Here is a 12,253-nt window from a genome sequence, read left to right on the forward strand (position 1 = left end):
CCCCATGTTGAAGGCTACTCTCTCAGCTCTTGTCGGGCTGAGCCTGATTGCTTGTGCTGTCCCTGCCTCGGCTCTGCCATCATGCCTGGAGGCTCAGCGCAAAGTCGATGAGGCGAATGCCTTGCGCTTCCAGGCCCGGCAGGAGGCGCGCTTCGGCAACCATGATCGCGTCTGCGATACTCTTGACGAAGTCGGCGACCGCTACAACGAAGCCCGGGACGCTTTCGAGGATTGCGGCGCGGGCGTCATCGCCATCGATCTACGTAGCGAGTTGCGCGCGCTGCGCGCAGCGAAGCGCGTGAACCGCTGCGACTGACTGCGTGCGGCCACGCACACCCGACCGGATCCATTCAGGACATCTTCCACATCAGATGCGGCGATCGAGTCGCGAGAGAGGCTGCTGCCATGACTGCTCAGACCAAAGTCGTCGCCGTCGAAGCGATGGCCGCCACAGGCCCGTCCTTCGCAGCTGCTCTGTGCGGCTTCCTCAGCACCACCGTCGCCACTACCATGCTGATGTTCCTGCTCAGCAGCGTCTGAACCCACATCCGCGCCGTTACTGCGGAGCAACCGACCAGAAGCGGCGCTTCGACAGCAGCATCTCGGGACTACCGACTTTCGGCGCGTCCACGGCCTTCGGCGAGCAGGGTTCGGGGCGCAGCACGGGTCCTGGCATCACGACGGCCGGCCCCTGCGCCCGCAAACCCAACCGGATCTGAACCTCCGGATGTCGGGCTGCCGCGATCGTTGCTACGCAGGCGATCAGGCCACCGGCGACCAAACCGAGCACAAAATTCATCATCCCGGCGGATTCCCGCGTCTGATCGTTTCCGATTTCCGTCGCGCGATCGCTCAAGGTTCCTGACGGACCTTGTCGGCACGAATGCGGCAGGATCACGCATTACCTTGTTTTAAGACGGTGCTGTCTAGCCTCGGGTGCGGTGATTCGTGGAAACGGCCGCGCTGTTGGGGGGAAGGCGTCGATGTCCTATGGTGCGAGCGCATATGCGAGGGTCTCGCAGGTCGCGATGTCGCCGCGCGAGGCCGAAGCAGCTGTCCTGATCAAGGCGGCGCGTCAGCTTCAGAGCGTTCGCGACGATTGGGCGAATCAGGCGCCGGCCCTCAATCAGGCGCTCGTTTTTAACCAGAAAGTATGGACGATTCTCGCCTCGGCCGCGACGGAGGCGGACAATCCGCTGCCGCCCGACGTCAAGCAAAATTTGGCGAATCTCGCCGTGTTCGTTTTCAGGCGCATCATCGATACCATGGCGGAACCGAAGGCCGACAAACTCTCGGCGCTGATCTCGATCAACCACAACCTCGCCGCAGGTTTGCACGGCCGGTGAGGCCGTGTCCTGCGGATGTCCGGGATTCACGCACGTCCCGCGAAGAAATCGCCGATCGCATCGATCATGTAGCCGATGGCATCTGGAACGAGGCCGGGATAAACGCCGATCCAGAACGTGTCGTTCATGACGCGATCGCTCGCAGCAAGATCGCCAATGGTGCGGAAGCTCCGCTCACGCATGTAGGGTTGGCGGGTCAGGTTCCCGCCGAACAACAGACGCGTGCCGATCCGTCGACCGTTGAGGAATTCGACGAGCGCATTGCGCCGTCCTGCATCGCGTAGCGTGATCGGAAATCCAAACCACGAGGGATCGCTGCCGGGCGTCGCTTCCGGTAGGATGAGGCGATCCTCCATTCCTGCGAGGCCCGATCTGAGATGCCCGTAATTGCGCTTGCGGGCCGCTATGAAGGCGTCGAGCCTGTCGAGTTGCCCAAGACCAACCGCCGCTTGCATGTCGGTGATCTTCAGATTGTAGCCGAGATGCGAGTAGATGTATTTGTGATCATATCCGTACGGCAATTCGCCGATGGCCCAGCCGAACCGCTTCTTGCAGGTGTCGTCGTGTCCTGGTGCGCAGTAACAGTCGCGGCCCCAGTCGCGCAGCGATTCCAGCGCTCGTTTCAAACGGCTTGATTGGCAGAAGACGGCGCCTCCCTCGCCCATCGTGATGTGATGGGCCGGGTAGAAGCTGAGAGTTCCGACATCACCGAACATTCCCACCTTGGCGCCGTCGTAGGTGGCGCCAAGGGCGTCACAGCAATCCTCGATGAGATACAGATCGTGCCGACGCGCGAAGTCGGTCACCGTAGCAACGTCGAAGGGATTCCCAAGCGTGTGAGCCAGCGCAACGGCTCGGGTCCTCGGCGACAGGGCGGCCTCAAGCCCCGAGACATTGAGGTTGTATGTCGGTATATCGACGTCGAGAAATACCGGAACGAGATTGTTCTGCAATATCGGGTTGATCGTCGTCGGGAAGCCGGTCGCACATGTAATGACCTCGTCACCGGGGATTAGACGTCGATCGCCGAGGAGATGAGACGTCAGCGCGGTGACGGCAAGCAAATTGGCCGATGAGCCAGAATTACAGGTCATCAGGTAACGCGTGCCAAGATAGCGAGCGAGTTTCGCTTCGAAAGCTTCGTTGAACCGTCCGGTCGTCAGCCAGAAATCCAATGCCGATTCAACGAGGAGCTGCATTTCTCCGACACCGTAGACGCGTCCCGAAACGGGTACCGGCGAGACACCGGGTCGAAAGGGCTGTGATTGATGTGCCGCTTCGCTGTAGGCCGCGACGAGACGTAGGATCTCCGCGCGAAGCGCTTCCGGTGTCGATCGATCGAAGCGATCGCCGTACCCGTCCTCAGCAACGTCCGTCATCGGTGAGGTTCCCCCGGTCCCCTCGTCTGTTCCGCGTCTCGCGCGGTCGTGCGAAGCGTTATGACAGCCACAGGCCACCTGCAACCGCACCGCAGCGCGGCGGCCTCCCCTTGCCTTTCTCGACCGAGCGCCCTAGGCGAAGGTAATCGGGAGGGGGATGTCCGCCATGAAGGTCGTTATCTTGGCCGGAGGCCGTGGTACGCGCCTCGGCGAGGAAACTACGATCCGTCCGAAGCCGATGGTCGAACTTGGCGGCAAGCCGATCATTTGGCATATTATGAAATATTACTCATCATTTGGCTTGAATGATTTTGTAATTTGTCTTGGCTACAAGGGGTACATGATTAAAGAATTCTTTTCGAATTATTTACTTCACGTATCGGATGTAACGATCGACTTGTCAGAAAATAAAACAATAGTTCATAGTAATGCCAGTGAACCGTGGCGAATTACACTGGTGGAAACTGGTGAAGCGACCATGACTGGCGGGCGGCTTCGCCGAATTCGCCATCACCTTGACGATCATGATTTCTGCATGACGTATGGCGACGGTCTGACCGACATGGATCTGGCCGCGTTGATCGAGTTCCACCGCGGGCATTCGGGCCTTGCTACGGTGACGGCCGTTTCACCGACGGCCCGTTTCGGGGCACTCGCGCTCGATGCGGAGCAGGTCACTCGGTTCCGCGAAAAGGCTTCGGACGCCAAGGATTACATCAACGGCGGATTTTTCGTGCTGTCCCCGCGCGTGCTCGACCGGATCGAGGGCGACAGCACGGTTTGGGAGCGGGAGCCGATGGAGACGCTTGCCGAGGAAGGCAGCCTGTTCGCGTTCCGCCACGATGGGTTCTGGCATCCCATGGACATGTTGCGAGACAAGATCCAGCTGGAGGATCTTTGGGCCAGGGGCGAAGCGCCGTGGAAGCGCTGGTGACAGGCGCCGATCTTCCGAGCGAACGCTTTTGGCGTAATCGCCGTGTTCTGCTCACCGGCCATACTGGCTTCAAGGGCACCTGGATGGCGCTCTGGCTCGGCTCTCTCGGCGCGCGGGTATTCGGCTTCTCGAACGGCGAATTGAGCGGGCGGAGCCTCTTTGGTGATCTCGGCGGCCTCGGTCTCACGTTGGCTGAGGATGGTCGAGGAGATGTCAGGGACCAGGAAGCTGTCCGCGCCGCCTTCGATCGGGCCGCGCCCGAGATCGTGTTGCATTTTGCGGCCCAAGCGCTCGTTCGCGAAGCGCACGCTGATCCTGTCTCGACCATTGCCACGAACGTGATGGGTTCGGTGCACGTCCTGGAGGCCGCTCGAAAATCGGGCGCTCCATGCCTCGTCCTGATCGTGACAAGCGACAAGTGCTATGAGAACCGCGCCTGGCCATGGGGATATCGCGAGAGTGATGCACTGGGCGGTGCAGATCCCTACAGTGCCAGCAAGGCTGGCGCGGAGATCCTGACTTCGGCCTATGCGCGCTCGTTTGCCGTGAGCGGCGGTTTCCGGGTCCTGTCGGCACGAGCGGGAAACGTTATCGGTGGAGGCGATTGGGCGCGAGATCGGCTGATGCCGGACCTCGTCCGCGGCCTCCTGACGGGTCGCAGGATCGAGATACGCAGTCCGGGTGCGGTCCGGCCCTGGCAGCATGTCCTCGAGGCGCTCAGCGGTTACCTGCTCCTCTGCGAGCGCGCCTTCGTGGACGACACGTTCGCCGGGCAAGCCTGGAACTTCGGTCCAGATCCGGCGTCGGAACGACCGGTTCGCGATATTGCCGATGCGGTGTGCCGCCTTTGGTCCACGCCCGACGGCTGGTGTCGCGCCGATCGCGGAGATCCGGTGCGTGAGGCCGACATCCTGCGGCTCGATTCGAGCAAGGCGCGGCAGACGCTCGGATGGTTCCCACGCTGGGATTTGCCGACCGCACTCGAGGCAACCGTTGCGTTCTACCGTTCGGAATTCAGAGGCGCTGATCTTCGCGAATTCGCGGCGAAGCAAATTTCTGCCTACGCGACCGCAGCCGTTGATGTCGCAAGCGGTGGAACTGACTGGCCGGCGCAGACTCCGGATGTCGGGCCATGAAGATTGCCAGGCGATGCGTGTGTTGCGAAGGCGCATCCCTTACTCGATCGCCAGCTATCGTGATGCCGTTCCTGGCTTGGCGGGTCTTCGGTTGGCAGAGCGTCGACATCACCGCCGATTGGAAGTTGCGCGACGTCGCGCCGGGGCGTGCCTACGCGCTCTGCAATACTTTAGCCTGCATGTCCTGTGGCCTCATCTTTCTGGACATGCGGTTCGACGACGAGGAGATGAGCGCTCTTTATGCCGATTATCGCGGCGACACTTACCGCATGGACCGGGAGCGCTTCGAGCCAGGTTATGGACATCGCAATGATCTCCTGCTTGCAGGCTCGAATTACATTCCGCGTGTCGAAGAACTTCTGGAGCCACACCTGTCAGCCGCGCCGCGCATTCTCGATTGGGGTGGCGATACAGGTGTCAATACGCCATTCCGCGCCCGGTGCGGTTGCCATCACGTCTACGATATCTCGGTACGCCCGCTTGTCGGTGGCGCAGTCCGGGTTACGCGCAATGATGTCGCTGCAAGCACTTACGATCTGGTCGTGCTGAGCCATGTGCTGGAACACGTTTCGTTTCCGCGCGACGTGATCGCGGACATTATCCCTGTGCTCACACGCGACACGCTGCTTTATATTGAGCTTCCGCATGAGAATTTGATGCGGCTTGAAATAAGCATAGCGTCAAAGTCCAGTATGAAGCGACATTGGCACGAGCACATCAACTTCTTCACCGAGCGCGCAATCGAGACCCTTCTTGATCAGGCCGGCCTTGAGACCCTGATGTGCATCTCGCATAGCATCGTAGCGGGCGGGCAGCCCGGACATGTCTTCTCGCTTCTGGCTCGCCTAAAGCCTGGGACCCACGCGATATGCGCGCGATAACCGTTCTGCCACGACGCCGAGCAAATCGGACAGGTTCATCTCGCGGTGCCCAAACCAATGTCATTCGGACCCTGCGGGCACCGTGCCAGGCCGGCCCGCGCACGAGTGACACCGGACGGGCAAGCCTTCTCGCGGCCACACTGGGACGGCATGAGAGCAACGTCCTAGAGCGAGGCTGAGCAGCTCCAGACCGCGAGCCCGGTTCCCAGTGTCAGAGCCGAAAATCATGTTGTGCCTGCCGCACGAGGCAAAAGATTCCCGATGAACGCAGAACACAAAATCTCCGATACCCTGTTTCGAGAAGATGTTTCCAGGCAGAAGACGGCCGGTCGATTTTCCGATTACGGATCAGAGGCTAGCGTCTTTTCTGCCTCGCCCAAATTGAAGCAGTCCCGGGATTTTATGACGGTTGCCGGACGAAGGATCTCGGCCGACTCGCCAACTTTCATTATTGCGGAAATCGGCAACAATCATAATGGCTCGCTCGATCTGGCCATGGGCCTGATCGATGCGGCCGCGGATGCAGGCGCGGACTGTGCCAAGTTTCAGATGCGCAACTTGGACGCACTTTATGGACGAGCGGCCCAGGACATGGCCGATAATCTCGGCGTTGAGTACGTCTTGAGCCTGTTGAAACGCTTTCAGCTCTCAAATGACAGTCTGCTCAAATGTTTCGATTACACCAGGCGTCGTGGTCTTATACCCCTTTGCACGGCATGGGATCTTCCGAGCGCTGATGTCTGCATCGATGCCGGTCTTCCCGCGCTCAAAACGTCTTCCGCTGATTTCACAAATCATGAGTTGCTATCCTATATTGCAAGCCGGGATCTGCCGCTCTTTTGCTCGACCGGCATGTGTGAAGAGACTGACATCGAAAACAGCGTCGATCTCCTGCATTCTTTTGGCGCACAGTTCGCCCTGTTGCATTGTAATTCGACCTATCCGGCGCCGTTCAAAGACATCAATCTTGAATACATTGCACGTTTGCAAGAATTCGAGGCATGCGCAGTTGGTTATTCCGGGCACGAGCGCGACGTCTTCGTGTCGGTTGCGGCAGTGGCGAAGGGTGCGCGAATTATCGAGCGACATATCAGTTTGAACCGCGATATGGAGGGCAGTGATCACAAAGTGTCGCTGCACCCGGACGAATTCGCCCTCATGGTTCGGGGTATCCGACAGGTGCAGGAAGCCTTGGGGTCTGCGCGACCGAGATCCCTGACGCAGGGCGAACGGCTCAACCGAGTCAGCCTCGGAAAATCGCTGTTCGCGAAACGCACGATCGAGCCAGGCGAAGCAATCCGATCGGACATGGTGACGGTGCGCGGTCCAGGCCAAGGATTGCCGCCGAACAGACTTGGTGATCTGATCGGCCGCCCGGCGGGCCGCCAGATCATGGTTGGCACCGCCTTCTACGACAGCGATATCCAGAGCCATTCCGCGTCGATCGAGATGAGTTTCTCATTCGGCAGACCGTGGGGCATTCCAGTCAGGCATCGCGACGTTGCGAAGCTGTCGCGCCTGTTCAAGCCTCCGGTTCTAGAGTTTCACCTGAGTTACATGGACCTTGACCTCGCTGATGAGAAAATCAGCAACGTTGAAGGCGAGTATACGATCATTGTTCACGCTCCGGAGCTATTCGCCTCGGATCATCTGTTGGACCTGACATCTCCAGATCACGACTATCGCCGTCGCTCGATCTTCGAGATGCAACGGGTTGTCGCAAAGACTAAGTCGCTCAAACGGCGCTTCGGTCATACGAGCCGCGTCGGGATTGTCTGCAACGTCGGCGGGTTCTCCGAGAATAATTTTCTGAGCGCGAAGGAGTGCCGGACGCGCGAGGCTATCCTCCGTGACAGCTTGGCTGTGATCAGCGATCCGGAAATTGAGATTTGGCCGCAGACGATGCCGCCCTATCCCTGGCATTTCGGTGGTCAGCGCTTTCACAATCTCTTCGTGACATCGAACGACATCGTCAGATTGTGCGACCAAATCGGGTTGCGCGTGTGCCTCGACACGTCACACTCGAAGCTTGCCTGCAACGTGGCCGGAACGTCGTTCGACGCGTTCCTTGATTCCGTCGCCCCGCTTGCCGCTCATATCCACATCGCCGATGCGAGCGGCGCCGATGGTGAGGGCTTGCAGGTGGGTGACGGAGAGATCGATTTTCAAAATCTCCTGAACGCACTTGACCGACATTGCCCAACTGCCTCCTTCATTCCAGAAGTTTGGCAAGGTCACGAAGATGATGGTGCAGGGTTTCGGAAAGCTTTGACGCTCATTCAAGAAATCCGCGCCAGCGCTTCATGTCAGGCGACGTGTTGATTTCCATAAACATCCGGTCTTCTTAATCTGAATTTCGTTCTATGCGGGATTTTTGTAGGGTGCGGGTCATGCTCGAACGATCAGCCTGGCGCAAGCTGCTACCGCCGGCTGAAAGATGGTCATCTCGTACCCAAGGTGGAGTTCGACCGAGGGGATTTTGACAACAATGCCGTTCAGTTTCGTGGAATGGCCAAGAGAGGCATCATGTCAGCGAAGAGCCAGCGCTTAGCCGATTACGTCGCAGATTTCATCGCACGCCAAGGTGTCGAATGCGTCTTTCTAGTTCCGGGAGGAGGAGCGATGCATCTCGTCGACGCTGTCGGGCGTTGCCCAGATCTCACCTACGTCCCGAACCACCACGAGCAGGCGTCCGCAATCGCCGCGGAAGCTTACGCCCGCATTAATGGGCGGCTTGGCTGCGCCCTCGTGACCACGGGACCTGGTGCGACGAACGCAATCACGGGGTGCACGGGCGCATGGATCGAATCGCTGCCCCTCCTGATCATCTCGGGTCAGGTCAGTCGGGCGACGATGGTGGGCGATAGCGGGGTCCGTCAGATGGGGCCGCAGGAGGTCGACATCATCTCGATGGTGCGGCCAATCACAAAATACGCCGCCACAGTGATGGACGCGAACCTGATCCGTCGTCACCTCGAAGAAGCCGTTCACCATGCGACGACGGGACGGCGGGGGCCGGTCTGGCTCGACATACCCCTCGATGTGCAGGCCGCAACAATCGATCCGAGCGGATTGGAAGGTTTCTCGTCGCCTCGTGCCGATTTGGCTCGGTCAGCCGCTCTCTCCTCTCGGGTGTCCGACGTGCTGGCGATGCTCAATCGTGCAGAGCGGCCCGTGATCTTGGCAGGCCACGGAATTCGGCTCGCAGAGGCAGTCACTTCCTTTCGCAAACTTGTAGATCTTCTGCATATCCCCGTCGTCACCACTTGGCCTGCAACCGATTTAGTGTCGTCGACGCATCCGCTCAGCGTCGGGAAAGTCGGCACCGTTGCCCTCCGCGCGCCGAATTTCGCAGTCCAAAATTCAGATTTGATCCTGGCAATCGGGGCACGTCTAGATCAGGTCGTTACGGCCTATAATCCAGCAAAGTTCGGGCGTTGTGCGCAGAAAATTGTCGTCGATGTCGATCCGGCAGAGCTTGCCAAGTTCCCGGATAATGCCGGGTTTTCAATGAAGATCGAGGCCGACGCCGCAGAATTTATCGAGCGCCTGTTATGCGGTATTCGTGTGGCTGAACAGCCGGATCGATCAAGCTGGATCGCGCGTTGCGCGGATTGGAAACGCCGCTATCCAGTCAATGATGGCAACCCCTTTCCAACCGAGGGGCCGATCAGTCATTTTCACATGACGCAGACTCTCTCGGAAGAAATTCCGAGCGATATGCTCATAGTGACGGGCAGTTCTGGTCTGGGCGTCGAGTTTTTCTATACCGGCTTTCAGAACAGGCCCGGTCAGCGTATTTTCCACACGGCAGGGCTCGGGGCCATGGGCTATGGCCTTCCCGCCATGATCGGGGCCTACATGGCGTCAGATCGTGCGCCCTTCGTCGGCATTGAGAGCGACGGCTCTCTGATGATGAACATTCAAGAACTGCAAACCATCGCGAGCATGCAGATGCCCGTGCGGCTGTTCGTGATCAACAACGGCGGCTACGCCTCGATCCGGAACACCCAGCGCAACTATTTCGAGGGCCGATATGTCGGCAGCGGCCCTCAGGCTAAGCTCGATATTCCGGATCTTGTCACGGTTTCCCGAGCGTTTGGCTGGAACGCCTTCCGCATCGAGGATGCTGCGGATCTGCGCGAGGGAGTTCGGCATGCGCTTGCCCAGCGCGGACCGCTCCTCGTGGACGTGCGGGTCCTTTCGGACGAAGCTCTGTTCCCGAAATCGGCGGCCCTTCCGCAGGCGGACGGGTCGATGCGGTCGATGCCCTTGGAGGACATGTCTCCGCTCCTGCCGCGTGACGAGTTTCGCGCAAACATGATCGTGCCGATCGACCCGGCTTCCGAGACCGTACCGGAGCATCTCCTGGCTCAGCGGCGCCCGTGAGTGTCGATCCGGATGAAACGTTGCGGCACGATCTCGACGCAGCGCTCGAGCGCGTCGAATCTGCGTTGCTAGAACTGAACGGCGCTTCGCTGCTTTTGACAGGGGGAACCGGCTTCTTCGGCGGATGGCTGCTGGCGCTTCTGTCCCATGCGAGGGCGCGTCTCGCGCTCAAGTTCAAGGTTACGGTGCTGTCGCGGCGTCCCGGTGACTATCTGGCGCGTGCGCCGATGCATGTCGATCTGTCCCTTGTCGACGTGGTTGGCGGCGATGTACGCGATGTCGAGTTGCCAGGACGCCGCTTCTCGCATGTGATTCACGCGGCGACCGATACGCGGGCCGACGCCGAACGGGAGCCGATGGAGCTCATCGGGGCGATTATCGACGGGACCCGCCATGTGCTCGACGTCGCGCGGGCTTGCGGGGCAGGCCGCCTGCTCTACCTGAGCTCGGGCGCCGTCTACGGCGCCCAGCCGCACGATCTGGCAGCGTTATCAGAGACTTACGCGGGGGGCTGCGATCCCCTCGATCCGCGCGCGGCTTATGGGAATGCGAAGCGTCTTGCGGAGCACATGTGCGCGATCGCATCCATCGGACCGGGCCCGTCCTGCGTCGTGGCGCGGTGCTTCGCCTTCGTGGGCCCGGGAATGCCGCTCGACGGACATTTCGCCATCGGCAACTTCATCGGCGATGCGCTGGCCGGCCGGCGGATCGTCGTCTCCGGGGACGGGACGCCCTTGCGGTCCTATCTCTACGCCGGCGATCTCGCGGCGTGGCTGATCGCCCTGCTCGTGCGCGGGAACGCTGGAGAAGCCTATAATGTCGGTTCGGATCAACCGGTTAGCATCGGTGAGCTCGCGCGCAGGGTGGGCAGCCTGATCCCCGGAGCCGGCGCCGTCCTCGTGAAGGGAGAGCCGGCCCCGGGCACGCCCCGGAACCGCTACGTGCCGTCGATCGAGAAGGCGCGCGCGCTCGGGCTCGAAGTGTGGACGCCGCTCGACGCGGCCATCCTGCGGACCGCAGAATCCGCGCGCGCAAAAAGGGACATTTCATGAACGCCGATACCCTTTCGGCCCTCTGGCCCCGGCTCGCGGGTATTCGGGATTGTTCCGTTCCGGATCGCCACCCGTTCTGGATCTACGGCGCGGGCGGGTTCGGGCGGCGGCTGGCGCGCGAGCTCGTCCGCCTCGGACGCCCGGTTCTCGGCTTCATCGACCTGCGGGCGCGCGAGCTTGGCCGGATCGACGGCCTGCCCTGCCTCCACCCCGACGACCTGACCGACGGGCAGGCGCGGTCGGGCAGCTACCTGCACGGACTGATGAACCATGCGGTCTGCGTGCGGGACGTTGCCGAATGGGCGGCGCGGCGGGGCTTCGCGGAGGTGCGCTTCCCGGCCGCGCTTTTCGCGATCCCGGGCTTCGCGCTCGACAATTACTGGTTCGGCGCGCCGGAACGGATTCTGCGCAACCGGGAGGCGATCGCCTGGCTGCACGAGGTACTCGCCGACGACGAGAGCCGCGCGCTCCTCGAGCAGCTCCTCCTCTACCGCGTCACGACGGACCCGCGCCTGCACCCGCCGGTCGGCACCGCGGATTTCTACCGGCCCGACTTCCTGCGGCTGCGGGGCCGGCCGCTGACCTTCGTGGACGGGGGGGCCTTCTCCGGCGACACGCTCGAGATCCTGCTGGAGAGCGGCGTCGAGGTCCGCGACTGGGTGGCCTTCGAGCCCGACCCGACCAACATGGCCGCACTGATCGGGACCGCCGACCGGCTCCGCGACGCCGTCGGCCGCTACACCCTGATGAATGCCGGCCTGTCCGACCAGACCGGCGAGGTGCGCTTCGCGCAGGCCAAGGGCGAAGCCTCCCACATCGCGCGCTCCGATGCGGAGGGCGGATCGAGCATCAAGGTGTTCCGCTTCGACGACGTGGTGCGCTGCTCCGGCGACGTCTACGTCAAGCTCGATATCGAGGGCGCGGAACTCGCCGCCCTGCATGGGATGGCAAAGCTCCTGCAACAGCGGCCGATGCTCGCGGTCAGCGTCTATCACGAGCCCGAGCACCTCTGGACGATCCCGCAGGCGATCGCGGCGCTCTACCCGCGGCCGTGCCTGAGGCTCCGGCAGCACCTCCACAACGGCTTCGACACGGTGCTGTACGTGACGCCGGGCGATTGACCCCTGAAGGAACGC

The 12,253-nt window shown here is 61.2% G+C and carries 12 protein-coding genes; 10 read left to right on the forward strand and 2 right to left on the reverse strand.

The features are described from left to right. The first annotated feature begins 4 nt into the window (after positions 1–4). Entirely contained in the window at positions 5–316 is a 312-nt protein-coding gene (locus WDW90_RS07125) for a hypothetical protein (RefSeq protein ID WP_336486648.1), read from the forward strand. 89 nt (positions 317–405) lie between these two features. Then, positions 406–540 (forward strand): hypothetical protein, encoded by a 135-nt coding sequence (locus tag WDW90_RS07130; protein WP_336486741.1) that lies wholly within the window; start codon positions 406–408, stop codon positions 538–540. Positions 541–556: 16 nt separating this feature from the next. Here the strand turns inward: WDW90_RS07130 and WDW90_RS07135 are convergent, their stop codons facing one another. Further along, positions 557–898: a hypothetical protein gene (locus WDW90_RS07135; RefSeq protein ID WP_431310992.1), complete on the reverse strand. Its 342-nt coding sequence runs from the start codon at positions 896–898 to the stop codon at positions 557–559. 85 nt (positions 899–983) lie between these two features. Between WDW90_RS07135 and flaF the strand changes: the two genes are divergently transcribed. Beyond that, positions 984–1,346 (forward strand): flagellar biosynthesis regulator FlaF, encoded by a 363-nt coding sequence (gene flaF, locus WDW90_RS07140; RefSeq protein WP_336486649.1) that lies wholly within the window; start codon positions 984–986, stop codon positions 1,344–1,346. Positions 1,347–1,372: 26 nt separating this feature from the next. On the opposite strand, the gene rfbH is transcribed toward flaF, so the two are convergent. Further along, positions 1,373–2,725: a lipopolysaccharide biosynthesis protein RfbH gene (rfbH, locus tag WDW90_RS07145; protein WP_336486650.1), complete on the reverse strand. Its 1,353-nt coding sequence runs from the start codon at positions 2,723–2,725 to the stop codon at positions 1,373–1,375. Between the two features lie 166 nt (positions 2,726–2,891). On the opposite strand from rfbH, the gene rfbF reads away from it, so the two are divergent. The 7 genes from rfbF to WDW90_RS07180 all read left to right on the forward strand — a co-directional run bounded on the left by rfbF (position 2,892) and on the right by WDW90_RS07180 (position 12,238). Beyond that, positions 2,892–3,659, forward strand: coding sequence for a glucose-1-phosphate cytidylyltransferase (gene rfbF, locus WDW90_RS07150; protein WP_336486651.1), 768 nt, complete (start codon positions 2,892–2,894; stop codon positions 3,657–3,659). Continuing rightward, positions 3,644–4,795, forward strand: coding sequence for a CDP-glucose 4,6-dehydratase (gene rfbG / locus WDW90_RS07155; protein ID WP_336486652.1), 1,152 nt, complete (start codon positions 3,644–3,646; stop codon positions 4,793–4,795). The genes rfbF and rfbG overlap by 16 nt, the downstream gene beginning before the upstream one ends. Next, on the forward strand, positions 4,792–5,676 hold the full coding sequence (locus WDW90_RS07160) for a class I SAM-dependent methyltransferase (RefSeq protein ID WP_336486653.1): 885 nt from the start codon (positions 4,792–4,794) through the stop codon (positions 5,674–5,676). Before rfbG ends, WDW90_RS07160 begins: the two co-directional genes overlap by 4 nt. A gap of 261 nt (positions 5,677–5,937) precedes the next feature. Further along, positions 5,938–7,998, forward strand: coding sequence for an N-acetylneuraminate synthase family protein (locus WDW90_RS07165; protein WP_336486654.1), 2,061 nt, complete (start codon positions 5,938–5,940; stop codon positions 7,996–7,998). 204 nt (positions 7,999–8,202) lie between these two features. Then, a complete protein-coding gene (locus WDW90_RS07170; RefSeq protein ID WP_336486655.1) occupies positions 8,203–10,065 on the forward strand; it encodes a thiamine pyrophosphate-binding protein in 1,863 nt (620 codons plus the stop codon). Next, positions 10,062–11,117 carry an NAD-dependent epimerase/dehydratase family protein gene (locus WDW90_RS07175; protein WP_336486656.1) on the forward strand — a complete coding sequence of 352 codons (1,056 nt, stop codon included), beginning with the start codon at positions 10,062–10,064 and terminating at the stop codon, positions 11,115–11,117. The genes WDW90_RS07170 and WDW90_RS07175 overlap by 4 nt, the downstream gene beginning before the upstream one ends. Next, entirely contained in the window at positions 11,114–12,238 is a 1,125-nt protein-coding gene (locus tag WDW90_RS07180) for an FkbM family methyltransferase (protein ID WP_336486657.1), read from the forward strand. The genes WDW90_RS07175 and WDW90_RS07180 overlap by 4 nt, the downstream gene beginning before the upstream one ends. Positions 12,239–12,253: the final 15 nt, after the last annotated feature.

Origin of the sequence: Methylobacterium nigriterrae, assembly GCF_037106235.1 — a bacterium.
Taxonomy (GTDB): domain Bacteria; phylum Pseudomonadota; class Alphaproteobacteria; order Rhizobiales; family Beijerinckiaceae; genus Methylobacterium; species Methylobacterium nigriterrae.